Source organism: Endozoicomonas sp. Z74 (assembly GCF_057680865.1).
The window spans coordinates 1-26076 of record NZ_JBLYZI010000087.1; the positions used below are offsets into that span (position 1 = coordinate 1).

Genomic DNA, 26076 nt, shown 5'->3' on the forward strand with positions numbered 1-26076 from the left:
TGATTAGTATGAATCATAAGGGTTACCTTTTTACGATTTAGATTTCAGTGATTTCACCCTCTATCTAAATCGGTAACCCTTCCCTTTTTTGAAGAGGGAATTGTCAGATCAGATCTGAACTAATGCAAACCAATTTATGTCCGATTTCCCTGTGACCGGTATCCTGGCAGCATTGCAATTAACCACTTTGATTACGGCAGTTCCTGGTGGAGTGATCAATCAAATTCAGACAAAAAATGACCTGTATTTCTGCTTGAGCAATACCCGTTGTTGGAATTATCTCAAAACCATTTAGCCCTTCAATCTGTTCAGGTATGATCCTCCCTCTTCTTTCTCTCATCTGGAGATCTCTGTGCGTTTCCTTCATACCATGCTCCGCGTGGGCAACCTGGACCGTTCCATCACCTTCTACACAGAAACCCTCGGCATGAAGCTGCTGAGAAAACACGACAATGAAGAATATAAATACACCCTGGCGTTTGTCGGTTATGCCGATGAGTCAGAGCAGGCAGTGATTGAGCTGACCTACAACTGGGGAACCGATGAGTATGACCAGGGCAATGCCTTTGGCCATGTAGCTCTGGGAGCGGATGATATCTATGCCACCTGTGAAGCCATTCGTAAAGCCGGTGGAAAAATCACCCGTGAGCCCGGTCCGGTTCTCGGGGGCACGACCGAGATTGCCTTTGTGGAAGACCCCGATGGATACAAAATCGAGCTGATTCAGATGAAGTCGGCCAGTGCGGGACTGAAAGGCTGAATATTTATTTCCTGACAAGACTCTTCAGGGCGTTCCGGGTGCTCTTGCTTTGATGTATAACCGTCGCCTTTCATGTTGCTACTTTGTTGGCTGCATTTATGCCTTTAGGCCCTGTGGGTCCTGTGGGTCCTTTAGGGTAATCACTCATCCCAGTCACATAGTTAATCTAAGCTCCTGGGACTTTGCTCCTTTGCCGCCGCGTAGCAGCTTGAAACCCTTTGGGTATATATACAGCATCAAGGTCACCCGGCAGTCCCGATGCCATGGGGCCTGCACCATGAGAAAAGCTTTATTTAATGAGTTTTTCTGACTCTATCAGCTTCAAGCAGCAGACGTCTTCGCAGCTTGAAAATAGTATCAATAATGCTACCATATCCTTCATGAGTGGTATTTCACATATTCTCGACCAAATGAGAAACAACCCCAAGGCAGTTAGATTCAAGGATCTCTGCAAGGTTTGCGACTCATACTTTGGTATACCGAGACAACAGGGAACCAGCCACAGGGTATACAAAGCACCCTGGCAGGGCGACCCTCGAGTGAATATCCAGGACAACAAGGGCAAAGCCAAACCTTATCAGGTGCGACAGGTTCTGCAAGCAGTCGATCGAATGGAGGCAACCAATGGCTAGAAAAGAAATTGACAAATACACCTATCGAGTAACTTGGTCTGAAGAGGATCAGGAATATGCTGGTTTATGCGCTGAGTTCCCGAGTCTGAGCTGGCTTGCCTCATCACAGGAGAAAGCTTTGGCAGGTATTCGTCAGCTGGTTAAGGATTGCATCCGTGATATGGAGACAAATAAAGAACCCATCCCGGAACCTTTTTCCTCCAGAAATTACAGTGGCAAATTGATGCTGAGAATCCCACCCGAAGTCCACAGAATGCTGGTGATTCAGGCGGCAGAATCCGGAGTGAGCCTTAACCGTTATATTTCCAGCAAACTTCACTGATTCGCTCTTTAACAAGCGGAGTGTGATTCAACCACTCCATTCCATTGATTCACCAGCACCACCTGCGTAAAAATAGTGACTGAACCCGACACGGACGCCAGCCGTATAATGCAGCTCTTGAAACCCATCCTGCTGATCATCCTTGCCCTCCCTTTGCTGACCAGCTGTACGGCCGATCAGGCCACCAGTTACGCCACCAACTATGTGACCAAGGCGGCCTTGAAGGAGCTGGGAACCACGGGAGATATTATTTCAGTGGGCATGGATCTGCAGAAAGATGTCATTGCCTTTGAAGCCCTGGTCAGAATCCTGACCAAAGAAGCCAGAGTCACCTGGGGTGATGAAAAGACCGCCAGCCGCAAAGAGTATGTGAAATACACCAATGATTACCGTACCCGGGTGTTTGTGGATTTCGAGTCCGGCAAAGTTCATGTAGAAACCCTGGATAAGCCGGATCTCCGCCACGCCATTATCGTTACACTCCTGACTCCTTACGACCCTGAAAAAGTGGATCTGTTCAGTGACCGGGACGTTCCCCTGGGAGAGGAGCCCATGCTCTATGGCCAGGTGCTGGATCAGGACAACAAACCCATTCGCTGGCAATGGCGGGCCGAACGCTTTGCGGACCACCTGCTCAATAACCGGATAAACACCCGCGCGTCAAAAAAAGGCACTGTCTATGCGGTTGACTTTGATCTGGTAGGCGATCATATGATTAAACGTCAGTATCAATATGCCAGCCTGGTAAGAAAGTACTCCCGCACCTACGATATTGATGAAAGCCTGATCTACGCCATCATGCGCACTGAAAGCAGCTTTAACCCTTATGCCGTAAGCCATGCCAACGCCTATGGCCTGATGCAGATCATTCCCCACACTGCGGGCAGGGATGTGTTTGACAAAATCAAAAACCGTCCGGGACAACCCAGTAAAGCCTATCTGTTTAAGCCCCATAACAACATTGATACGGGAACAGCCTACCTGTCCCTTCTGGACAACCGCTACCTGAGAGAAATCCGGGACCCCCTGACGCGGAAATACACGGTCATTTCTGCCTATAACGGAGGTGCCGGTAATGTTTTTGCCACCTTTGACCGCAACCGCGACCGGGCCATTGTGAAAATCAATAACCTCAAGCCTGCTCAGGTCTATTGGGCGCTGACCAAACGCCACCCCAGAGGGGAGTCCCGCCGCTATCTTGAAAAAGTTACGGCGGCACAGAAAGATTTTTACAAGGGTGATATATAACCTGCAGCCTCGATCATGGCTGCTTGGCCAGACTGTCCAGCTTGTCCCTGTCCATGACGCTGAACACATGCTCCCGGCGATCCAGTTTCGGGTTCTTCTCCATGTCACTCTTCTGTTGGGCAAGTTCTTCTTCAGACAGGGCCTGCAGCTGACTCTGCAGGGCATTCTGGTCAAAGCGACCCAGTTTATCCAGCCCTGCATCCGCCGCAACAGACCGTAACTCCTCCCGAAAGCGGATGTTACCATTGAGCACAGCGTCCACCACGCCTTCGTAGCGTCCCAGGGAAGCGTTCAATTTGTTTTTCACTTCAGTGAACAATACCCGATTCTGCTGCTGGATGGCCCGCTCGTCAAAGACATTGCCCAACTCCCGGTCAAACCTTCCCAGGGCACTGGCCAGAGCTGCGTTGCCACAGGCCACCAGGGCCAGAGGGTTGATTGAAACATCAAAACCAGCACCGCCACCAACGCCAACGGCACCCGCTCCGGAAGCATTAAGCTCCAGTTTTTCAGTGGTGAATTCAATTTTGGCAGAGGCACTGGCACCCGCCCCGGCCCGTACAATGCCTTCCAGATACGCCTGCAGTGCATGCTCCAGAAACTCCGTTCTGAAAAACTTGCCCATCACCCGACCTTTGGCTTCAACCCCGGCAAAAACGTCACCCTTACCCTCCAGTTTCACCCCGGCCGGTGTGCCATCAGTGCCCTGAAGAGCGACGCTGCCGGACAATTTACCCTCCGCCTTGCCTCCGGCAAACTCCTCCGCTTCCAGGTCGAGCCGGACCTGGCGCCCAAGATCAAGGCCGGCTTTCTGCTTGCCATACAGCCCGGCTTTCAACTCCCCTTTCAATTCAACAGTGCCTGAAGGTGCTTTCCCACTGGGACTGTCAAAACCAAAGGTATATTCATCCGGAGACTTGATGGTGGTGCTGGTGCTCGAATTTGCCGTAAACAGCGTCACACCCAGCTTTGTGGAAACAGCCCCTTCCGCAATCAGGCCATGTTCATGGGACAGTTCATAGTTTACCCCGGAGGCGAGACTTCCCTCTTTTCGCACCTCCATGGCCAGTTTGGCCGACGCACTGGCACTGCCTCCTCCCTCGAACTTGTTGCCATTGATTTCAATACCCGCTTTCCCCTGAGCCTCTGCATTGACAATCGGCTTCACGGGCCCTTTCATGTGCTCCGTATCCAGACTGACCCCTCTCTGACTGGCCACCTCCATTTTCGAGCCACTCTGACTGACTGTCTGCTCATGGGTTTTGGATGTGGTTTTCCATTGACTGGAGTGTCCGGAACCTGCCCCGCTGTCCTTCACCGTCCAGTCCGCATTATCCATCCCCAGGTGTTCCTGCCACATGCCGTTCATGGTATCCAGCATGGCGCTGGCCATAAGCAACTGAACGCTGCCCGTTCGGCCATTGTGAACCCAGTTCCTTGCCTCATCCCGCACTACGTCCTTCAGCTGGGTCACCTGGGCATGCATCAGAGAGGCTTCCTGGGCCCTGACCCCCATCTCTTCTGCAGTGAAATCTGGCCGCACAACCGTCATGCCAAAGTTCTTTGCCACAAACTGGCTGAATTCCTGCCAGCGGGGCTCCTTGAGAACCGTATCCCGACTTGCCGGTGCATCAGAGCTGCCCAGCTTGCTCTCGTAGTGGTTATAAACGTCAGTGATTCCCTGTTGAACCAGCTCCCGCTGCCGCTGGGGGTCCTTAACGGCTTTTAGCTCATTGACCCAGGTTTTCAGGCGCACACTGGAGTCAAGTCGTGCGACGGAACTATCAAACTCCGATGGGGTCAGGTAGCGGCTCTCCAGCTGGTCCCGTGCCTGCCCCAGATGATAATCCAGAGACCGAACCTTCATGGCCTTCAGCTTGTGGGCATTATCCAGCTCCATCCTTGACAGCGTTATATCCGCCAACTCGCTGCCATAGTGTTCCTTGAGCCGCTCTTTGAAAAGATCAAGGGCCTGCTGCCTGCCTGGCCCCTGCCCCGCCACCAGCGTCATCCCTGAGAACTTTCGTTTTGCAACCTGAAGCTGGCCCGAGACCAGACTGAAACTGCCTTCTGTCTGACTTTCGGCCAGGGACCGGAAGCGCTCAAGTGCCAGCCCGTCGGGAGGGGATTGAATACCGGTTGGGTGGGTCATGACATCACCTTCTGAACTACTCGAGAACTAGCAGCCTGTTGGACTTACGACAATTTCGGCCTAAAATCCAGAAAGAACGGCCAAATCTTTCGATGAATTCGATTAAATAGAGTGGCTATTCGCACGAATCCATCGAAAGATTTGACTCGTTCTACTGAATTTTATGCTCGAAAGCATAAGCCCGACAGGCTGCCAGGTGCCAAAGTTAATTAAACGCGCACTCCTGCAGTGGGTTTCTGATCAACCGTGGATGGCTGCTCCTGCTCAACAGAGGCCGAAGCCGTGATCAGCTGCTGCCAACCGTCAGCGGCTTCAACAAAACTTTCAAGGGATTGCTGAAGCGCTGGAAAATCAGCGAGCCGGGTTCTTCGATGAATATGAAATGAGCGGCTGTCCGGCTCAATGGAAAACCAGACATCCAGCTCGCGCCACTGGCTGGCAGCTTCCAGCAGAGTTTGCATCACCAGGTTCCTCTGGCCGCTGGCACGTCCCAGTTCGGCATCAAACGTCAAAAGCCCCTGATCAAAGTCGAAACGGATCAGTACCGGCAGTCGATTATCGAAGACCAGCAACGCCTCTCCATTGTCGTCCAGGGGCAGGCTATCCAACCCCATGTATTGCGTAAAATCATCCAGAAGAGCATGGCTCATGATGGAACACCTCAATACGACTTATCACACCTTGTTGGCCAGCCCTTGATAGGGCCGGGCATTGCCGACTTCACCTATTTCATCAGGAAAGCTGCTGCCTGCCTCTGCCATCAGGCTAACGGCGTCTCTTACCTGGCGATGGATATCTGAGGAAACGTTCATCATTCCGGCTCTCAACAAGTCACGCGTCTTTTGATGAATGAGCGGCTGATGGGTGAATGCCGACGTATGTTCTGGCTCAGCCAGCTCCGTCAGAGATTGCCTGCTGAGTACCTGAAATCCGGCCAATACACCGATATACAGGCTGGTTAGATCACTTGACAACGCCTGTGGTGCCTGCGGGCCTTTCTCATGATGAGAGACCCTGTTTATCTCCTCACGTTCAGCCATCCGGTTCATCAACTGGATCCGGATGCTGGAAGACTGACTGGTCTGAGTATCAAGGGAAGTATTATTCTGCAGCACCATTGCAGTGAGAGCTGCCGCTACAGCAGAGCCACTGGCCAACATGGCTTTTAATGAAGCACTGGCTCCCCGGCTGTCCATAGTCAGCATATGATCCAAAACCGCGGTTAACTGAGAGTCTGTCCACTTTTCCATTTGCTGCAAAGAGAGCTTAACCTGATCAAATGACTGTTGCCTGGCTTCCAGGGCTTTACCGGTTTTTTCCACCTCAGTCCTGGCCAGGGAGTGCTCATCCCGGGCTGCAGAAAGCTCGTCCTGAAGAGTAACCACTCTCTCAGCGGCCACTGAAGCCTGCTTGCGAGCCTGATCAAGGGACTCATCCGCAGAAGCAAGGGCTGCATGGGCACCTTTCACCACCTGCTCGGCCTCACTTACTGACTCTATGGCCCTTTCAGCAACCAGTGCTGCTTCCCTGGCCGCAGCCAGGTTTTGTTCTGTGGGGTTGTCGCGGGCCGACTGTTCTGCTGCGGCAGCCAGACGGGCAGCATCTTCAGCCTCCTCTCTGACAAGTTCCAGCCCATTGGTGGCCGCTTCCACAGCTTCCCCTGCCTGGACTGCCACCTTGTATCTGGCCTGAACTTCTTTGTCAGCCATGGATTGGGCCTGCCCGGCTGACTCGATCTCTGCCTCAACGCCCTCAATGCGCTTCATGGTCCGGGAAAGGGTGGACAATGCCGCCTGATGGGCCGTCGTCGCCTCTTCCAGCTGAGTACCCGCCTGTTCAAGCTGGTGTCGTTCACTGGCTGTCAACCCCTGAATGGCTTCAACATCATGGCGGGCGGAGACAACCTGGTGTTTCTTCAGTTGCGCTCCGAGTAGCATCATTAATACCTGAAAATCAGCTGGCGAAGCCGATGCCGAAGGTTCATCCAGAGACGGAGAACGTTTGCCTGATGCCTTTGCAAATGCCACTGAAGGTTCTGCAAATGGTGGCTGCGGGGATAAAGACAGTTGATGAACAACAGGCTCAACCGCATTGGGTATAACCACGGGCGACAGTCTTTCTCCACCTCCAACGGTTTTCATCAGACTGCCTCCCTATCAGGCCTTGTTGACCACACTGCGAACCGTCTGGTTAATATCCTGATTGATCTGAGCAAACAGGCTGCGGAGATCCCGAATCATATTGTTATAGTGCTGAACATAGTCACTGGACTCCTGCATTTTTGCCTGGTGTTTGGCCTGGGTTGCTTCCTCCAGCTTGGTGTCCGCCTGCATCAACTGTGCCCCTGACTGGCCTGCGCTTTCCCCGGTTTTGCCAAACGACCCCAGCGCACCTGACGCACTGCTCCACTTGGAAGCGCTTTTATCAAGCAGCTTTGACTGCCGCTCAAAACCAGCCTGCAACTGGGCCAGGGCTGACTCCCCCTCCGAAACCCCCTTCTGGGCATCCGCCACTTTCGCTTCATAAGCACTGGCCTTGGTCCAGTATTTTTCCATTTTGGCGGGATCCAGGGTTTCGGCGGCTTTGTTACGGTTGGATGCTACTTTGTCGGACATTTTGCCAAGGTCATTCCTGGATTGCTTTAGAGAGGCCTGCTGTTCTTTCAAACCACTGCCACTGTCCAGCTTGCTCTGGCTTTTAAAGCTCTTGATGAAACCCACCACATTAACAATGCCGCCAACAATACCAACGGCTCCAAATACAACACCCATCACCATCCCCAGCACCGATGCATTGCGCATTTTTTCCGCCTGGCTCTGAATACTCCCTATCTGGGCTTTCAGTTCAGCCTGACGGCTGTCCATACTGGACTGCCAGTTAGCCTGTCCCAGCTGGATCAACAATTTTATGACGCTGCCGATGGAGAGCCCCTCTCCCGACTCATCGGGTAAGGATTGTTCGGCAGGCTTCTCAAAAAGAATGCACTCAAGACCACTGAGGTCCGCTTTAGTGACTCCCGGATCCAGTGAGGGTTTAGTCCTGTCAGGCACAGCCACGGGGTCTCCGGCTTTATGCGGCACTTGCCTGGTTTTTTCCCTGCCAGCGACCAGAGAAGTTTCTGCCGCTGCCGTTGCAGCGGAGGTTGAGGCGATGCCTGCCAGGGAGTCACGGGGGGTTACGGTTACGTCATTCATCAGCCCAGCTCCTTCATCAGAAAAGGCATCAAATCATGGATCGCCGGACAATGCTGGTGGCCGTATCGGCATTGCCACTGAGAATCTGCATAATGGTCTGAAAAATACTCTGCATCTCTTCCATCATCTGTTTGAGCTTTTCCTGCAATTGCTGCTGCAGGGCTTCCTGTTCTTTTATTGCGGCTTTAATATCCAGCCGGTCTGCCTCAATATCCTTGGCCTCACTGGATTTCACTGAGGTATGAATTCCGGCGGCACTGGAGGCCACCGTATTCACACCACTGACCACATTCATGGCCGTCCCCGCCTGTTTCAGCCCCTGGGTCACCGAGGTGGAGAGTTTGGCGGCAATCTGCCCTCCCTTGTTGGCCAGCTCGCCCAGCTTGCCAACACCCGCTGCCCCAAAACTGGCCACCATGCCGATAATCGCCAGGGCAATCTGGATGGCAATGGTAGACCCCATGGCCGCTTTACTGGCTTCTTCTTTGCTCATATTGTTCAGTGCCGCCTTATAGATGGCTGCTGAAAAAGCCCCCATTTTTACCCCGCCGACCTCCACCTGAACTTCATTGGCCGCCTGAATGGCCGTTGAGGCCAGGGTAGTCGCCAGGGCAACGCCAGCGGCAATCATGGCTCCCACCCCTGCTCCAGCACCAATGGTGGCGACCGTAATGACCGCTGCAACAATGACGCTGATCGCCGTGGCAATCCAGCCGAATACTTTCTGCAATACTCCGGATTTTTCTGCCTCCTCGGCCTTCTTGGCGCTTTCCGCCAGCTTATCCAGGTTCTTCTTGTGCTCTTCTTCATTGCGGGCCTTGGCCACCTGAATATCTTCACGAGTGGCCAGCATCTTGCTCTTGCCAAGCTTCTGCTGAAGTACCATTAGGGCCAGCATGAAGTCATCCCCTGAGCCCGATTCCGAAGGGTCCAGAAGAATGGCCGGTCGGCTGACTTTTTTCGGTTCAGAGGGCTCCACCGAGGCAGGTTGAGAGACCATATTGGCTACCTGATTCACCCGACTGGCAAGGGCTTCTGTATTTTCGGCAGTCAGCACACTGCCGGGGCTAGCCCCTTTGACGGTATCCATCATTCAAAACTCCCGATTCATCCACAAACACTCACTCGCCCGGTTTATCACCCGCTGTCGTTTGCTTTTGCTTCTGCATCAACTCGTACATGGCCCGGGCTCTTTTTCGCAATTCATCAAACCGTTCACCACCGCCCTGAAAATGGCTGGCAGCATAGAACCCGCTTTCCGCTTCCGGAGTATTCCCAAGGGCAAGGTGGCACTCAGCACTGTGAAAGGGGGGGCGGGGATCATTGCTGTCCAGCAGAGCTGCATAGCTGTAGCTTTCTACGGCCTGTTCATACTGGCCCGACTGCTGCCGACAGGCTGCCAGTCCCATGAAAAAACGGGGTTCGTAATGATCCAGAAGACACAGCAGTTGAAACAGCTTTTCCGCATCATCAAGACGGTTGTTCTCATAAAAACCCAGAGCAGTGGCATACCCTCCCTCCATGGCTTTCGGGGGAATCGCCTCAAGGGTCTTCAGGGTGCCACCTGAAGCCACAAACTCCATCAGCTCTTCTGCCAATTCTTCCGGGGAGGGCTCACTGCCCGTCGGGTTATTCATAATAACGACCCTTTTCATTGAGTGGCTTTCTCCGCGACAGAGAAAACCATCGACCCAGTCAGGACATAAAGGCTTTACTGGTGTCGTACATTTTCTGAATAAACTTACTAATGGCTTCAGTCACGTTGTTGTACTGGTTGATGGCATCCTGCATATCGGTGGTTTCCAGCTGTGAGTTTTCACTGAGCTGTTTGGATCGGTTCCCGATTCTTTCCGAGAAATTCTGGAGGTCACTTTTCTTCTTACTGCCCGCCGACAAGCTGTACTTAGTCAGCACAGCCTGTTCCTCAGCTGTAAAAGAAGGCCATGAAAGCTCATCCCCTGGCTTGCTGTCGGAATGGGCATTGACAATTTTGTTCACTTTGGAGCGGGCACTGTTCAGATGCTCCTGCTCTTCGATCAACTTCTTGATGTTTTGGTAATGAACGTCTTTTCTGGCAGAGGCCTCTTTCAGTTTCTTCTCATAGACATCCAGAACGTTTCTGCCGTTAGTGGCGCTGATACTGTCCTGCTGATATTGATGACCTGTCGCTTGCCCCAACTCTCTGGAAGCAGTTGATTCAGAACCGGAAAAAGATGCCACAACAGCGTTTAGCCAGCTGGAAGGGTCAGATGCCAGAGAAGGGTCTTTCTCCAGGACGCTGGAGGCCTTTCTGGAAAATCGCCGAAGAAATCTGCTTGCCTCACCCGGTTCAAGATCACCGGAAAGGTTATTCTCATGCTGATAATAACCGATGGCCGTATTCAATGATGAGATCAACTGATCTTTAAAGTCTGGATGATTAAAGTTCAGCCCCCACCCCTGGCTTTCCAGTTCACGAAAAGAGCTTCCCTCCCGCAGAAGCCTTTCAGCAAAATCCTCCGCCTGGGGCAGGGACTCACTCCTCTCCACCAGATAGGGGGGTGAACTTAAACGGACGGAGTCGAGCATTGAAGTCACTCCCGGTTACAACCGATAAAAGTCATGTCAACTCTGCATGTCGAAATAATCATGACTCATTTTCGCAATGTTTTTTCCAACAGTATGTGGAGCATAGTCGCTTATTCAGCAACCATTATCAGATTCCGATTTAACTTTTGCAGACAAACTGACGTGAAGTAATAAAAAAACCAGAACCCTGCCGGATCAACCCACTCCATTCCGATATCATCGGACGAGTGTCTTTTTTAAAAAAGCACGGCAGTTTTCAGGAGCATGGCGATAATCCTCAAGATCAAAATAGAGCCACCCATTCACCCGACGGGTACCAATATGCTGACAGTAAAGGGTCTGCAGCCTCTCCTGCCCCAACCCTTTGCCACTGGCTTCAGGCCAGGGAATCGCTTTCGCCTTGATGTAACGAATCGAAGCCACCTCATCCGCAACCAGAGCACAGAAAACCAGCAGGTCTCTGAAACGGTTTGTTAACCCCCTCCTGGCTGACAGGCTTCGGTACAACAGAATCAGGACCGTATCTTCGGGTTCTACCCGGTAAACCAGCTCAGAGTTCAACAAACGAATCCGTCCCCCGGTCACCAGTGAGGAGCCTGTCAGGTAATGGCAGAACACCTTTTTTCCCCGATTCCTTAACCATTCCGTCACAGGATCCGACTCCAGATAAGGAGACGGATAAGGGGGCTGCGAATAAGAGAGAGAGGGAGTCAAAGCGCCAGCCTGACCCGCCCCATGGGCTGGGCATTGATCTGCCGGGTCATTTCCTGAAAGGAGAGCACCGGCAGTTCATCCATCTCCCCCTCCAGCAGCTTGCGGACATACCGGCGAATGTCCATGGACACCATCAGAACCGGCGTCCGTTGCATTTTTCCGATGTCACCCACCGTGGTTTTCACCTGCTCTACAAAGGCCCGGGTCACAGAAGGTTCCAGGGCCAGATAGGAGCCCCCCGAGGTCTGGCGTATGCCCTCGCGGATCGTATCTTCAAGGGATGGGTCCAGCAGATAGGTGGGCAGAATATTCTGCCCATTGCTGTATTTGTAACAGATGTAACGTTTGAGGTTGCATCGGATATATTCCGTGAGCTGCACCACATCCTTTTCCTTCTGTCCCCACTCCACCATGGCCTCCAGTATGGCTCTCAGATTACGAATGGAAATATCCTCTGACACCAGTCGTTGGAAAATCTCGGTGATTTTCTGCAGGGGCAGCAGGCGCTGGACCTCCTTGACCAGTTCGCCATATCCTCCTTCCATCTGCTCGAGCAAATGCCGACTTTCCTGGATACCGATAAAATCCTCTCCATGGGTTTTCAGAACATGGGCCAGATGATACGACAACACCTGAATAGGTCTTAAAAACCCCAGGCCAGCGGCTTCCAGGTCCTCACCATGCTCCGCGGCTACCCAGAGGGTATCACGCCCCGGAAGGAAGTGTTCTCCCTGGTCCACTTTGATGCCCAGAATCGAAAGCGTTTCAGAAGGCTCTTTCAACAAAAGGGAGTCCCTTCTAAGGTACCCCCGGGCCACAGGCACCTCCTGAAGATGAATTTGATAACAGTCGGCTTCAAGCAGTTCATTAAAACGCAGGTGAATGCCGGGGAAAGGTATCCCCAGATCCATATAGAGTGCCTTTCTCAAACGGGCCAGCTCATCATCCAGCCCGGCATCCACCAGCACCGTTCTTAATGAGGAAGAAACATCCAGTAGCAAAGGCACTGTCAGGGCAAACGCATCCGGTTCATCGGACACAGGCCCTGTATCTGTCCGGGTCACCGGCCCATGATCAGCACTGGCCGTGTGAGTGATCAGTGACTGCTGGCCAGGCGCCGACAGCCTTTTGATTTTTCGGACCATCAGCACGCCGCCACCGCCTATAACCGCCGCCAGAGAGAGAAAAGTCAGCGTTGGAAAACCCGGCAATACCGCAAATATCAGCAGCAGGGCGCCTCCGATCAACAGAGCCCTTGGGTGGCCGGTCACCTGACGGCCAATGGTGCTTCCCAGGTTGGCCTGTTCATCCTCCTCATCCCCCACCCGGGTCACAATGATGCCAGCGGTGATGGAGATCAGCAGCGCCGGTATCTGGGCAATCAAACCATCACCAATGGTCAGGATGGCATAGGTTCCAAGGGCCTCAGCCCCGGTCATGTCATGCTGCATCACACCCACACCAATCCCCCCCAGTAGATTCACCACGGCAATGATCAACCCGGCCAGGGCATCCCCTTTGACAAACTTCATGGCACCATCCATGGAGCCAAACAGCTGGCTTTCCTTCTGGACTTTAGTACGCCGTTTCTGGGCTTCCTGCATATCAATCACCCCGGCCCGCATATCTCCGTCGATGCTCATCTGCTTACCCGGCATGGCGTCCAGAGAAAAACGTGCACTGACTTCTGCCACCCGTTCAGAGCCCTTGGTAATCACCATAAACTGGACAATGGTGATGATCAGGAAGATCACCAGCCCCACCACCAGGTTACCCCCCACCACAAAATCGCCGAAGGTATAGACGATCTGACCGGCATCCGCCTGAAGCAGAATCAGTCGTGTGGTGGTGATGGAAAGTGCCAGCCGGAACAGTGTGGTCAACAGCAGAACCGAAGGAAAAGCACTGAATTCCAGGGGGCTGCTAATGTAAATCGCCAGCATCAACAGCACTACGGAGATACCAATATTCATACCGATCAGAATATCCACCAGCACCGTAGGCAGCGGCAGAATCATCAGAAAGATCACCATCATCAACAGGATGGCCAGCATCACGTCGCTGCGCTGGGTCAGCCGGTTCAACCAGCGCATGGCCTCAGCCCGATAATTCATCAAGCACCTCCAGGTACTGGGAATGAGAGGCTTTTGCCTCAGCGGGCCTCCCCAGCTGATAAAGAGCACGGCTTCGACAAAGACAGGCAGCCGCCCTGTCAGCGGCCTGAAGGGGCTGGCTCATCAGCTGGTCCAGGGTTTTCAGCACTTGCGGGTACTCACCGCATCGAAGAAGGGCCACGGCACTCATTTTCAATGCGGTAAGATCATCGGGAAAGCTTTCAAGAACACAGTCAATCAGTACCCTGGCCTGCTGCAACTGGTGATAGTTCAGACAGGCCCAGGCACTATTAATCAACCATTGTCGCTCGAAATCAGAAAGGAGCATTACGCCTGGACCAGGTTTTTCAGGTTAGCTTTCAGGGAAACCAGGTCACCCTGGTAATCCTGCAACAGGGTATAAGCCAGTGATGCGGCAGAGCCCTCTGGGGAATCGCTCAGGGTGGCTAAGAGGGCTTCAAAGACCTGCTGGTTGTGCCTGGGGGAAGACAGGGCCTCATTGACCTCTGGCCGGGCAAACGCCTCAAGGAGCTGTTCCGACCGTCCCGGGGGAAACATAAGGGAAAGATGGTTAGTCACTGCCTGACCGTCCGGAGGCAATAACCGCGCACCGGGTAAGTGATCAGCAGCCTGTGTCTCCGCTTCCTGCTGAACGAAGTCAATTCCAACATTCAATGGCGAAATGTTCATGACAGGCACTTTTTCATAAAAGAGTCATGACAGGAAATCATGCAATCTCGTTAATTGATTAACCACCCGCTCCAGGTGAGTGACAGACACCTTCTCTGGCGGTAGCCGGGCAATCCATACCAGGGCATCCCCCGGGCCCAGCCCCACTTGAAGCTGCATCGTTGATTGCTTTCGATAATGGCACTGAGTCAGGGCCGTTCTTACTTCCCCCACCTTATCGCTGGCTAGGAGGATACGGCTCATCAGAACCAGCAACTGCTCTCCATGCCGCTCAAAGCAGAGAATTCTGGATTGTTGACCAGAGCCTTCCAGCTCAATCATGGCAGGAAGACTGGCCACGGAAAGCCCCATCAAACGACAGAACTCCGTGACCACTGACAGGGTGCCATCAGCCACGGCGACGTTCCTCCGTGTGAATATGGTCATCCTGGAAAGCCTGAATCCGATCCACAATCTGTTCACGGTGCTCTTCACCACCCAGCGCTTCAGCAGGAAGCAGCGTAAACAACCCCTTCAGTTCCCGCAGAAAGCCGATCACGGATTCACTGCCTGCCTCACCCGCCAGCAGGGTGAAAGCCCTGATCGCAGAGTCTTCCAGCCACTGACTGTCCTGAATCGCCAGAACATCCGACATAAAACGCCTACCGCTGTAACCGGGTAACCCCCTGCGCTCCAATACTTCATTGCAACGTTCATAAAGCGTGTTCAGCAGCCGTAATTTCTGCATATCCTGCATGATCATGGACAGCTGGGTTTTATCAATCGATGAACCATGGGCCCGATAATCCGCCGCCAGAGACTTCATCAAAAAACGAACCCCCTCCTCCACACCACCGGCGCTGTGCTGATCCAGCAGCTTCTGCCAGGTCTGGGCAAGCCCTCCGTAATCAAGGACCGCAGTCTGATAAACACCCTGCCATTTCCGGTCATCCATCCCCGGTGATTGTGACGCAAAGGCTTCCGCCACTCCCTGAATATTGACCCCGGCCCGGATCTGTTCACTCGCCGAGGTTTCCAACTCCTGGCTGGCAGAATCGATAAGCGCTCTCAAAGGATGATCGCCGGGTACCTCCCCAAGGGATTCCCGGGTATGTTGGAGCAATCGGTATTGCTGGTAGGCGTCAGGATCGTATTGCTCCAGAAAAGCCCGCAACTGGCGAACGGTTTGCAGTCCCTGCTTTTTCAGTTTATCGGCACTGTCCGACAGCTGACGTTGTAATTCCACCTCACGAATCAGCTCATGCTGGATACCCAGGGCTTCCCGGAGGTCACCCCGACCATCAGCACGTTTTTTTCTGCGTGAGTGGCTGTCACCCTGCTTCTCAGCCAGGGCAAAGGTCATCTCCTCTGCCGCTGAGTCAACCAGAGATCGCGGGTCACTGACCAGTTTTGCGGGCATGCCCTGATAACGCCCCTGTGTATTGACGGAGGTGCCTGATAGCCCGCTGTCAATCTGATGTTCCCGTGGCCCTGTTGCCGCTGGGGAGGGTTCGCTCACCGGTTTCATGGAGATTCAGTCATCGGATAATTACGAAGAGGTCAAGTAGTCAACACTATTAACGAAATACTGTCGTCTAAAATAGACTATTTAAAAACCTTGTTGGGTCATAGGATTACCCGGTAAGTATATCAGGGTTATTTTCATGCTCCTGTGAAAATGCCGTAGTGCCGCAAAAGCGAGTGATCTATACGACGACATACAACAGTGCTTTCACATCAATGCAACTCATTCCGGGACCCGGAATTAAAGAGTCCCATAAATTATAATATTGTACATGGCCACGGGCACGACTTTCTCTCTACTTCTTCGTCTTCTTCGTCGCTCTCATCAGAGGAGTCCTGATCCTCACTGTCGCTATTTGGAGTAACCTTATCAAACTGATCGTTATCCGCAGCGACAGCAGCAGTATGGGGTGGCGCTCCCCATGGCCACTCATTAGCAAGCTGCTTCACTATGTCATCTGCATTGTTGTTTAACACTGATTTTTCTTCATTGGTAAGAGACAGACATACCATCCCCGTGAGAGATCGCACAATTCCTGAGTTCAATTGAGTTATATTGACCCCCCTGATACCCTTGGTTTCAAATGTTTCGGTCAAACCCTGCTGTCCTTCTTTGAACGTCCGAATCATCCTAAGAGTGTAACTGCCTCCAACAAAAGCATCTGAGGAAGAAACCAGGCTCGATACTAAGAAACGATTCCAGCTTTCATCCTGAAGTAAATTTTTATCCATAAATACAAATACCAATTTTTTATCTCGAATAAGCATATCTATATTACTTGTACTTGTAGAAATGTATAAACTAACAGAGCAATGCAGCAGTCTAAACAATTTAAGAAGCGCTTTAATTTGATCAGTAAATGGGTTACCCTCCTTATCAAAATGGCTGCCATGAGCAACAAGAAGTATTTTCGAGTCAGACCTAATCACCTCATCAGTTGAGGGCGAAGTTGCGCATTGTGCCGAGGCCGAGTCGCTTATCTCTGCCTCTTCCTGGTGGGGACCATTGCCGTCACTATTATTACCTGACTTTGGATTCTCGGTAGTAGGAGTGGCATCACATGCCTCTTCATCCCCCTGACTGGCTGGCGTATTACACTCTTGTTCTATGGGATTAAAGAGTTCGCTTAAGTTTTCATTCATATCTCGGACCTGTGCGTCCAGATTACGCCTCTCATCCAATTCCTGCTGAAAGAAGCTCTCATTCTCCTCATCCAAATCATCATTAGAGTAACATCCTTGAACCATGGTTTTGGCTTGAGGCAGATACTGAGCATGCCTCTTATTAAAAGCACCTCCCCATTTCCACTCCTGAAATAAGCTACTCGCCAAAATAGTTGGCAACACCATTCGGTCAGTTCCACTATTGAGAAAAACCTGCTTCACTTTTATTTCGTAGTCCGTATGTATCAATAGGGAGTCAACAACAGAGTCTTCACCTGCCGCTCCAACACTAAAAAACAAGGAAGCAATCAGTCCTGCTACCGCGGGGTAGAAGAAATAGTCATGTCGCAGCATTCTTTCACCTTTAAAAAGCATTGTTTGATAATTCAGGCCTACACCCCAGACAATGTGAAAAGGCAGTATAATTAGCGTCCATCTATACTTCTGTCCCTTGTTGTTAGTCAGCAGCCGTTAAGGTTATTGAAGGTACTCATCATAGATAAAATATCTCTTTTTTTTCAGAAAACAAATTCATAACAGAAGCCATCTTTATTTACTATAAAAACACAACCGCATCAGAATAATCCTGCAGAACAGCTTAACCTGTCATAGAATTGATAGGCCTGCTTCATGGAATAACCCAGCTCTGATGCTCTGCTCCCCTTTTAACAATGACGATCTATACCCACTCCACAAATACACTACTTAACAACCTGAAATCTGGTCTGAATAACAGCGCTTTATTCCCTGTGCATGGTCGTGTAATCCAGGTGGTAGGCGCCATTGTGAAAGCCCTGATACCCGGCGTCCAGATGGGAGAGCTTTGCACCCTGCATGACCCGGTCAGTGGCCTGAAACTCCAGGCAGAAGTCGTTGGCTTTCAGGAAAACCATGCCTTGCTGACGCCCATGGGGGATATGCAGGGTCTGTCAACCCGGACAGAGGTGATTCCCTCAGGCCGTAAACACAGTATCCCCGTTGGCCCTGAATTGCTGGGGCAAGTGGTGAATGGTCTGGGTATGCCTTTTGATAGCGCGGGCAACGACCATGATCAAGACCCAAACACTTTTCAAATACAGGAATGGCGGCCCGTCTATGGAGATCCCCCATCCCCAATGTCCCGCCCCCCCCTGGACAGGGCTATTCATCTGGGCGTGAAAGCCATTGACGGCCTGCTCTGCTGTGCACAAGGCCAGAGAATAGGCATCTTTGCTGCCGCCGGCTGTGGCAAGAGCACTCTTCTGAGTATGCTGGTTCGTTCGTCCAGTGCCGATGTCACCGTACTGGCTCTTATTGGCGAGCGGGGTCGGGAAGTCCGTGAGTTTATTGAGCACGATCTGGGACCGGATGGCCTGAAAAAATCCGTGGTGGTGGTCTCTACCTCTGACAGTCCGGCCATGGAAAGAACCAAAGCCGCCTGCGTCGCCACCGCCATCGCTGAATATTTTCGCGACCAGGGCCAGCGTGTGCTGCTGTTGATGGACTCAGTCACCCGTTATGCCCGGGCGCTCAGGGAAATTGGGCTGGCCGCTGGGGAGCCCCCAACCCGGAGAGGCTATCCCCCTTCAGTGTTTGCCAGCCTGCCCCGCCTTCTGGAACGGGCCGGGCAGTCCAGTAAAGGGTCCATCACCGCCTTCTACACGGTCCTGGTGGAAGGGGACGATATGAATGAACCGGTGGCCGACGAAACCCGATCTTTGCTGGATGGTCACATCATTCTATCCAGAAAACTGGCGGCAGCGGGCCACTATCCAGCCATTGACGTCCTGCGCAGTGCCAGTCGAGTGATGAACCGGATTGTCTCTCCTGAACACCTTGCAGCCGCCGCCAGGGTCAGAGCCCTGCTGGCCAAATACGAAGACATTGAGCTGCTGCTGCAGATTGGGGAATATCAGCCCGGCTCCGATGACCTGGCGGATGAAGCCATCCGTTGCATAGAGCCGATTAATGCCCTGCTATGCCAGAGCACAACCGAGTTTCAGGCTTTTCCGGACACCGTCTCTCAACTGTTGAGCGTGGCAGGTATCGGATGATTTCCAGACTGATGGCCATCGCCCGGCGCCGGGAACAGACGGCACAGAGTGCCCTGACTCATCAGAGAAATCAGGTCAGTGAGGCTGAGCACCAATTGACCCAAAGCCAGCAGGCACTGGACCAATATCAGATATGGCGTCCGGAAGAAGAGAACCGGCTGTTTGAACAACTGTGCCAGGCCAACAGCTCATCAAAAAAGTGCACATCAAAAGAGCTGGATGAATTCCAGGCCACCCTGGCGGAACTGCAAAGGCAGGAAAACCAGCTGTCCATCAAGGTCTCTGAAGCCCAGCTCAACCTGGAACAGCAGCAGGTGCTGCTGGAGGCCTGCACTGATGACTATCACCGTGCCCGTAAAAAACTGGAAAAATTCCAGGAAATCACATCACGGCAGGCTAAATTGGATCAACAGGATAACGCCCAAAAGGAAGAACTGGATCAGGAAGACCATGTATTACTGATGTCCCGGGAGAGGCAGATACCATGAGCATTCAGAACCCCCCGCCCCTGACGGTGGAACCCGAGACTTCAGATCACGCCCTTATTCAACAGCAATCAACGCCGCCATCAACCAGTGAGCTGGAAAAAGCGTTTGATGAACTGATGCGGAAACCACCGGAAACGGTCAGGGGTAAGCAATCAAAACAACCCAACCGGAAAAAAACCGTTATCTCCGGTGAGCTGGATTCCGTGAAGTTCACAGAAATAACCGGGCAAACAGATACCGGCAACACTGGGGAATTACCACTCAAACAGGCTGGCACAACCGTTCATAAGCAACAAAACTGGCAACAGGGTGGAGCCGGTCACAGAAGTAAACCATCGGACACTCAACCAGAGTCTGTAAACCTGTCCAAGCTTATTCCAGGCTCCAGCGTCCCAATCCCAGTAGCCGGATTAAAAGCTGAAGAAGCCCCCCTTCAACCCAATGCAACCCCAACCGACCACAAACAACCGCACCAGGAAGAGCCACTCAAGTCTGGGGAGCATAAAGCCCTCCACCCAGTCCATAAACCCCCAGAGACTGGCAATGAGAAACCAATAACGCCCATTCACCAGGTGCCCATTGCGAAAGAGAAACACCCGGCTTACGAAACGCCCGGATCATCAAACCCGCTCTCTCCACCCATTAAGGAGCAACGAAGCGGACAGGAACAGGGAAAGCTCTCTCCACTGCCCCCCACGAAGCAAACAATGGAAGAAAGCATGGCCCCGGAAAAACCAACCACACTCTCAGAACACCCCACACCGGATAAGATCATTTCCGGAGATCAGTTATTGCAGGCCATGCACTCCCCCCGGGCTTCAACGATCCATACTGCAGCCAGTCCCATTGAACGGATGGAACAGATTCACCGGCTGGTTGAAACCATCCGTGTTTCCCTGCCGGTGAAAGCAGACTATGGACAGGTTCAGCTGCAAATGAAGGAGGGGGTCTGGAACGGTACCCGCATTGAAGTCAATCTGAACGGCAGCCAGTTACAAGTCAACATCCAGCCTACACCGGAAAATGCCGCCTTTATCAGTCAGCACAAAAACAGCCTGATCCAGCAAATGAACCAGGCCTGCCCGGAGCTTAATACCACTGTCGTCCTGTCATCTTCAGGCGACGCTTTACCGGATGGACGTTCACGTCAGCATTACCACAGCCAGAGTGATGAGGATGAGCTTGAGTGACTGTCAGCCTTTCCAGGCCCCCCTCCTGAGCCCAGACCAGATCGCCCTGGGGAATCACCTCTCATCCGCCCATTGGCCTCTGGTCATTGATACAGAATCCGCCCGGTTCACCGTCAATGTTTCACTCACCACCGAACTGCCATCCTCAACCCTTGAGCTCCATCTTCAGGTGGGAAGCGTCAACCTAACCCTGTACACACCAGAACATTCGATGCAGCAGTGGCTTCACCAGAGCCTGAGCGTCAATGCCCTGCCAGGGCTGCCCCCGGAACTGGTGATGGCTCTGCTGGAAAAAAGCCTTGCCCCACTGTATCCCATGATGATTGATCATTTGGAAGGTGAGCTGTCTGTCGAACAGCTCCAACCCGGTACCTGCGACAACCCCCTCTTTTTTCTGAGCCTGTTGTTGACCAGGACAACTCCAGGCCAGGAACCCGCTCCCCTGCTTGTCTTTATGGAAGGTTCTGATCCAGCCGCACGACGATGGATTGGTAAACTCTCTACCCACCCTCATCAGACGCTGGAGCGTCTCCCTATCCGCATAACACTGGTCACAGGCTCGACTACTCTGTACTGGAGCGATTTTACCCATCTTCAGCCGGGAGACATTGTCCTGTTCGACAATAAACCGCTGGAGCCTGGCACAGTCACCCTCAGGGCCAACGGTAAAGCCATTGCCCGGGGGACTGTGACCGATGACCAATGCATCGTGAGTACCTGCACGGGAGTGGCTATGGAAACCAGAGAGGATCCCCTCAATGAGCCGTTGACAGAAGATCCCCCTGTCACAGCAGAAACCACAGAAGCCCAACCGGACCTGAACTCACTGCCCATCCAGTTGGATTTTGAGCTGGGCAGCGTGCTCCTTCCTCTTGAGGTGGTGAAAACCCTGTCACCGGGGTATGTGTTTCAGCTGGACAGCCTGATTGAACAGCCGGTCTCAATTACCGTCAACGGCCAGAAAATCGCTGAAGGAGAACTGGTCAGAATCGACCGGCATACGGGGGTAAGGATTGTCCGCTTCGGAGGTCAGGACACCGCCCAATGAACGCCCTGCCAGATCCCATTACCCTGATTACCGGGTTACTGGCGCTATCGCTGATTCCCTTCCTGGCGGTCATGGCCACCTCCTTCATTAAACTGACCGTGGTCTTTTCACTGGTTCGCAACGCCCTGGGCATCCAGCAGATCCCTCCCAATATTGCCCTTTATGGCATGGCGCTGCTGCTCAGCCTCTACATCATGGCCCCGGTGGGATTTGCTATCTTTGACTACTGGCAGGCACACGATATCAGCCTGGGAAACAAGGATTCGGTCATTGAGTTTTGGAATCAGGGACTGCTCCCTCTGCGACAGTTTCTGATAAACCACGCCAGCCATAATGAAATCGATTTTTTCCAGAAAACGGCTTCGGATATCTGGCCAGAGGCGTATATCAGACGGCTGGAAAAAGACAGCCTGCTGATATTACTCCCGGCCTTTACCGTCAGTGAACTGACCCTGGCCTTTGAAGTGGGGTTCCTCCTTTACCTGCCTTTCATTGCCATTGACCTGGTGGTGTCAAACATACTTCTGGCCATGGGCATGATGATGGTGTCACCCATGACCATTTCACTGCCCTTTAAACTGCTGCTTTTTGTACTGGTGGATGGCTGGACCCGCCTCGTTCACGGCCTGGTAGGCAGTTATTCCTGAGGGGGTACCCATGAATGAAGCCCAGATCATTCAATACAGTGAACAGGCCCTGCTCCTGATCCTTCTGCTCTCAATGCCACCCATTGCGGTGGCAGCCATCGTTGGCACACTGGTGAGCCTGGTTCAGGCCCTGACCCAGGTGCAGGAGCAGACCCTTGGGTTTGTGGTTAAACTGGTGGCGGTCAGCGTCACATTGCTGGTGACCGCCCGCTGGCTGGGGGCAGAGTTACTGAATTTCACCCTGATACTGTTCAATACCATGCCGGGGCTGACCTGATGGAGCTGGAGCCACTGCGGGAGGCGGCCACCGCCTTTACGCTGTCACTGCCCAGGTTAATGGCTGTGTTCATTATTCTGCCAGTGATGGGTAAAAAAATGCTGGGGGGGCGGCTGATCCGTAACGGCGTTGTGTTCAGTCTGGTACTGTTTATATGCCCGACTGTCGTGGATCAGATGCAGAGTTTACCCATAAGTTTGCTCAAGCCCATAAGCGCCATTGTGGGGATTGTACTTAAGGAAACCGCCATTGGCCTGATGGTTGGGTTCTGTGCTTCCCTGCCATTCTGGGTGGCTGAAGCCAGTGGCTTTTTTATTGATAATCAGAGGGGAGCTACCATGGCCTCCTCCCTGAACCCGGCCCTGGAAACCCAGTCCTCCCCCCTGGGCATACTGCTCACCCAGAGCCTGGTAACTCTGTTTTTTTCCAGCGGTGCCCTGCTGCTACTGCTGGGAATGCTGTATAAAAGCTACCTTTATTGGCCTGTCACTGACTTTTATCCACGAATACAGACAGAAGGCCTCTATTTTCTGGCCAGCCAGCTGGGGGCGCTGGTCAAAATGACGGTCATCTTCGCCGCCCCGGTCATCATTGCCATGTTCATGGCCGAATTTGGTCTTGCCCTGATCAGCCGGTTTGCCCCCCAGCTGAATGTGTTCTCTCTCTCCATGCCGGTGAAAAGCGGTATTGGCGGCGCAGTACTGCTCCTTTATTTCGGTTTTTTGATGACCCGCCTGGCGACCCCGGTGCAACACCTTCCAGAGGCCATAGAGCAGATATTTCAGTTGATTTCCAGTCCACAGCCTTGAGCAGGCAACACTGATGACATGAGTGAAAAAACCGAACAGGCCACCCCGAAACGTCTGAGAGACGCCAGAAAAAAAGGCCAGGTGGCAAAAAGCCGGGAAATTCCCTCGGTTCTGATAATTCTGGCCATTGTCAGCACCCTGCTGGCCATGGGCGACTTTTACCTGAATCATCTGAAAGCCCTGACCCTGCTGCCTCTGGAGTTCCTTGACCAGCCTTTTCATCAGGCCCTGATTCGCCTCTTTCCCAGGCTGCTGCATGAATTGTTGCTGTTGCTAGCCCCCATTCTCAGTGCCGCCCTGATCGCCGCTCTGGTGGGAAACCTTGCCCAGACAGGAGTGCTGTTTTCCGCCGATCCGATCATTCCCAAGTTTGAGAAGGTAGATCCCTTTAAAGGCGCACAGCGACTGTTTTCCCTGAAAAACCTGATGGAGCTGTTCAAGTCTCTGTTAAAAGTCACCCTGCTCACCTTTCTGGTCTGGCTGGTACTCAAAAACAACCTGGGAACCCTGCTGGACATGCGCCACTGTCAGGAACAATGCCTGCTTCCCACCGTAGCCATACAAGTAAAGCAGCTGCTACTTTACGCCGCCACGGGTTTTGTGCTGATTGCTGCAGCAGACTATTTCTTTGAGCGGTATCAGCACCGGAAACAGCTTCGAATGAGTAAGGATGAAGTGAAAAGAGAGTACCGGGAGACCGAAGGCAACCCGGAAATAAAAGGCAAACGCCGTCAGCTTCACCAGGAGGTTCAATCCAATGTTCGTCGCTCGGTGAGGAATTCCAGCGCCATTGTCACAAACCCGACCCATATCGCCATCGGCTTATGTTACCGTCGGGGAGAAACACCTCTGCCCATGGTCACCGTTAAAGGCCTGGCCGCCAGGGCCGCCCTGATTATCCGGATCGCAGAGGAAGAAAATATACCGGTCATGCGGCAGGTTACCCTGGCCAGGACCCTCCAGGCCGACACAGAGATTGGCGATTACATTCCCTCTGAGTTAATCCAGCCGGTAGCGGAAGTATTAAGATGGGCTGAGCAGGTCAACCGGGAGGTCAATCAGATATAACATGACGAAACCTCAACCCCCTCTCAGTTCAAGTAGCTAGCCATCAGCCAAAGTATTAAAGCAGATATTCCCAATTCAGTTTTAGCCGACGCTGATGACACTTTATCTCTATCATTGTTGGGATCAGTATGGGAAAAGATTGAAGGAGGAGTATCTCCACTTCCGGCTTCCAGAAAATCACCGGACCCTTCCACCAGATCCCCACTTCCCTCTTCCGTGTCCATATCATGTACCAAGTCGTCTATGCCCTCTTTATCTCCCCCAATCACCAGAATTCGAAAAGGCTTGCATTTCTCTACATTATTGTGATTGTCTTCGTAATAGCAGTGTTTCTCAAGATACCGTTCTGTTGTATCAGGCATCCTATCTTCAAAGGTAACCCCCATATCTCCCCCGGCCTCGCATGTGCAATAAACCGGCTTCATCTTATCTCGAAATCTACTCCCCATTCCATGCCGCATAAAAAATGGTTGGGATTTTTCTCGATCATCACGCTTTATTACATCTTGAGCCTTAGCCCAATGTAATGTTCTTTCAGAACCTATGGGAAACCAAAACTTTTCCTCTTTGAAAAATAGATATTCACTTAGATCGAGACATAAACATTTGTTAGCGTACCTGTTATAAAGACAGGCTTTTTCTGGATCACTTTCACTAAAACAGATACTAAAACGATTGAGTATTGGTAAAAACACCTGGCTATACCAAAAATCCACACTCCAAAACTTGCCAGCAACATTTTTTTCAAACCTATCCCTGATAAATTTCTCGTTTGAGCTATCGAACAAAAGCTCATTCTTTATCACTCGGGCTTTATAGTGGTAAGGGCTATCATCATCTTTAAAACACCGGTGTTCCTGGTGACGCCTTCGGCCTTCCCGGAAAGCAGGAATACTCCCTGACTCCCTGCTATCCAGTACCCCCCCTGCTAGTTCTGTATCCAATTGCTCAATCGGAGCATCACCAGGGACACCGTCAATGTCAATGTCAATGGTACCGGATCCCTCCAACCATTCAGCACCTTCACCTGTCAGATCAATTTTTTCTATGCCATTCTCTCCCTCAGTAATCAAAGAAATCGTACTTTTTGTTGAGGAATCCATTACAAACCCGACGCTAGCAGCAGGGGTAACCTGACAAATGGACATAGGATTAAATGGATCCAGGTAATAGGCAACCACCTTCCGATCACCGGAAAAATCCAGTTTGTAACCCGTTTTATAGAACTCTGAGGAAAAATCAAGCACAGTTGTTTTATCACAGAGTGAAGTATCAAAGATAAATTTCACATTCCTGAACGCTTTTTTACCGTCTTTTGGGGGGCATTCCCAGGGCAAAAACATGATCAAGAATCAATCAGCCCAAGCACTTTCATCATATAGTCTTCATCCCAGCCACAGGTTTTACGTTTGTTCTTGATACCAGCCTTCACTGAAGTATCAAGCTTGAGAAGGT

General features: G+C 52.1%; 26 protein-coding genes. 11 read left to right on the forward strand and 15 right to left on the reverse strand.

The features are described from left to right. The first annotated feature begins 352 nt into the window (after positions 1-352). The 3 genes from gloA to mltC all read left to right on the forward strand — a co-directional run bounded on the left by gloA (position 353) and on the right by mltC (position 2962). Positions 353-760 carry a lactoylglutathione lyase gene (gene gloA, locus ACNRUY_RS19950; RefSeq protein ID WP_488113417.1) on the forward strand — a complete coding sequence of 136 codons (408 nt, stop codon included), beginning with the start codon at positions 353-355 and terminating at the stop codon, positions 758-760. Positions 761-1384: 624 nt separating this feature from the next. Beyond that, on the forward strand, positions 1385-1714 hold the full coding sequence (locus ACNRUY_RS19955) for a type II toxin-antitoxin system HicB family antitoxin (RefSeq protein WP_488113418.1): 330 nt from the start codon (positions 1385-1387) through the stop codon (positions 1712-1714). A gap of 75 nt (positions 1715-1789) precedes the next feature. Then, on the forward strand, positions 1790-2962 hold the full coding sequence (gene mltC / locus ACNRUY_RS19960) for a membrane-bound lytic murein transglycosylase MltC (protein WP_488113419.1): 1173 nt from the start codon (positions 1790-1792) through the stop codon (positions 2960-2962). 13 nt (positions 2963-2975) lie between these two features. On the opposite strand, the gene ACNRUY_RS19965 is transcribed toward mltC, so the two are convergent. From ACNRUY_RS19965 to ACNRUY_RS20030, 14 genes are all read right to left on the reverse strand, one after another. Next, positions 2976-5114, reverse strand: coding sequence for a hypothetical protein (locus ACNRUY_RS19965; RefSeq protein ID WP_488113420.1), 2139 nt, complete (start codon positions 5112-5114; stop codon positions 2976-2978). Between the two features lie 209 nt (positions 5115-5323). After that, positions 5324-5764, reverse strand: coding sequence for a type III secretion system chaperone (locus tag ACNRUY_RS19970; protein ID WP_488113421.1), 441 nt, complete (start codon positions 5762-5764; stop codon positions 5324-5326). A 24-nt stretch (positions 5765-5788) separates the two neighbouring features. Then, positions 5789-7255 carry a hypothetical protein gene (locus ACNRUY_RS19975; protein WP_488113422.1) on the reverse strand — a complete coding sequence of 489 codons (1467 nt, stop codon included), beginning with the start codon at positions 7253-7255 and terminating at the stop codon, positions 5789-5791. Positions 7256-7270: 15 nt separating this feature from the next. Then, positions 7271-8308 (reverse strand): type III secretion system translocon subunit SctB, encoded by a 1038-nt coding sequence (gene sctB / locus ACNRUY_RS19980; RefSeq protein WP_488113423.1) that lies wholly within the window; start codon positions 8306-8308, stop codon positions 7271-7273. Between the two features lie 28 nt (positions 8309-8336). Further along, positions 8337-9401 (reverse strand): type III secretion system translocon subunit SseC family protein, encoded by a 1065-nt coding sequence (gene sctE, locus ACNRUY_RS19985; RefSeq protein ID WP_488113424.1) that lies wholly within the window; start codon positions 9399-9401, stop codon positions 8337-8339. Positions 9402-9429: 28 nt separating this feature from the next. After that, complete coding sequence (locus tag ACNRUY_RS19990) at positions 9430-9945, reverse strand: SycD/LcrH family type III secretion system chaperone (protein WP_488113425.1); 516 nt, start codon at positions 9943-9945, stop codon at positions 9430-9432. Between the two features lie 58 nt (positions 9946-10003). Next, positions 10004-10876, reverse strand: coding sequence for a hypothetical protein (locus ACNRUY_RS19995; RefSeq protein WP_488113426.1), 873 nt, complete (start codon positions 10874-10876; stop codon positions 10004-10006). Between the two features lie 216 nt (positions 10877-11092). Further along, positions 11093-11527, reverse strand: a complete 435-nt coding sequence (locus ACNRUY_RS20000) for a hypothetical protein (protein WP_488113427.1) — start codon at positions 11525-11527, stop codon at positions 11093-11095. A 59-nt stretch (positions 11528-11586) separates the two neighbouring features. Beyond that, on the reverse strand, positions 11587-13704 hold the full coding sequence (sctV, locus tag ACNRUY_RS20005; RefSeq protein ID WP_488113428.1) for a type III secretion system export apparatus subunit SctV: 2118 nt from the start codon (positions 13702-13704) through the stop codon (positions 11587-11589). Further along, positions 13688-14032, reverse strand: a complete 345-nt coding sequence (sctY, locus tag ACNRUY_RS20010) for a type III secretion apparatus assembly chaperone SctY (protein ID WP_488113429.1) — start codon at positions 14030-14032, stop codon at positions 13688-13690. The genes sctV and sctY overlap by 17 nt, the downstream gene beginning before the upstream one ends. Then, positions 14032-14394, reverse strand: coding sequence for a type III secretion apparatus assembly protein SctX (sctX, locus tag ACNRUY_RS20015; RefSeq protein WP_488113430.1), 363 nt, complete (start codon positions 14392-14394; stop codon positions 14032-14034). The genes sctY and sctX overlap by 1 nt, the downstream gene beginning before the upstream one ends. A 24-nt stretch (positions 14395-14418) precedes the next feature. After that, positions 14419-14820 (reverse strand): type III secretion system chaperone family protein, encoded by a 402-nt coding sequence (locus ACNRUY_RS20020; RefSeq protein ID WP_488113431.1) that lies wholly within the window; start codon positions 14818-14820, stop codon positions 14419-14421. Beyond that, positions 14783-15901 (reverse strand): type III secretion system gatekeeper subunit SctW, encoded by a 1119-nt coding sequence (sctW, locus tag ACNRUY_RS20025; protein ID WP_488113432.1) that lies wholly within the window; start codon positions 15899-15901, stop codon positions 14783-14785. Before sctW ends, ACNRUY_RS20020 begins: the two co-directional genes overlap by 38 nt. Before the next feature lie 254 nt (positions 15902-16155). Beyond that, complete coding sequence (locus ACNRUY_RS20030) at positions 16156-17436, reverse strand: hypothetical protein (RefSeq protein WP_488113433.1); 1281 nt, start codon at positions 17434-17436, stop codon at positions 16156-16158. Between the two features lie 296 nt (positions 17437-17732). On the opposite strand from ACNRUY_RS20030, the gene sctN reads away from it, so the two are divergent. From sctN to sctU, 8 genes are read left to right on the forward strand one after another with little or no spacing between them, the layout of a single operon-like run. Next, complete coding sequence (sctN, locus tag ACNRUY_RS20035; RefSeq protein WP_488113434.1) at positions 17733-19094, forward strand: type III secretion system ATPase SctN; 1362 nt, start codon at positions 17733-17735, stop codon at positions 19092-19094. Then, the gene (sctO, locus tag ACNRUY_RS20040) at positions 19091-19582 is read left to right on the forward strand and encodes a type III secretion system stalk subunit SctO (RefSeq protein WP_488113435.1); all 492 of its coding nucleotides are present in this window, start codon (positions 19091-19093) and stop codon (positions 19580-19582) included. Before sctN ends, sctO begins: the two co-directional genes overlap by 4 nt. Continuing rightward, complete coding sequence (locus ACNRUY_RS20045) at positions 19579-20772, forward strand: hypothetical protein (RefSeq protein WP_488113436.1); 1194 nt, start codon at positions 19579-19581, stop codon at positions 20770-20772. The genes sctO and ACNRUY_RS20045 overlap by 4 nt, the downstream gene beginning before the upstream one ends. Then, positions 20759-21820, forward strand: a complete 1062-nt coding sequence (sctQ, locus tag ACNRUY_RS20050) for a type III secretion system cytoplasmic ring protein SctQ (RefSeq protein ID WP_488113437.1) — start codon at positions 20759-20761, stop codon at positions 21818-21820. The genes ACNRUY_RS20045 and sctQ overlap by 14 nt, the downstream gene beginning before the upstream one ends. Next, positions 21817-22467 (forward strand): type III secretion system export apparatus subunit SctR, encoded by a 651-nt coding sequence (gene sctR / locus ACNRUY_RS20055; RefSeq protein WP_488113438.1) that lies wholly within the window; start codon positions 21817-21819, stop codon positions 22465-22467. The genes sctQ and sctR overlap by 4 nt, the downstream gene beginning before the upstream one ends. Before the next feature lie 10 nt (positions 22468-22477). After that, complete coding sequence (gene sctS, locus ACNRUY_RS20060; RefSeq protein ID WP_488113439.1) at positions 22478-22744, forward strand: type III secretion system export apparatus subunit SctS; 267 nt, start codon at positions 22478-22480, stop codon at positions 22742-22744. After that, positions 22744-23553: a type III secretion system export apparatus subunit SctT gene (gene sctT, locus ACNRUY_RS20065; RefSeq protein ID WP_488113440.1), complete on the forward strand. Its 810-nt coding sequence runs from the start codon at positions 22744-22746 to the stop codon at positions 23551-23553. Before sctS ends, sctT begins: the two co-directional genes overlap by 1 nt. An 18-nt stretch (positions 23554-23571) precedes the next feature. Continuing rightward, on the forward strand, positions 23572-24621 hold the full coding sequence (sctU, locus tag ACNRUY_RS20070) for a type III secretion system export apparatus subunit SctU (RefSeq protein WP_488113441.1): 1050 nt from the start codon (positions 23572-23574) through the stop codon (positions 24619-24621). Between the two features lie 23 nt (positions 24622-24644). Here sctU and ACNRUY_RS20075 read toward each other — a convergent pair whose 3' ends face one another. Next, positions 24645-25970 (reverse strand): hypothetical protein, encoded by a 1326-nt coding sequence (locus ACNRUY_RS20075; RefSeq protein WP_488113442.1) that lies wholly within the window; start codon positions 25968-25970, stop codon positions 24645-24647. Positions 25971-26076: the final 106 nt, after the last annotated feature.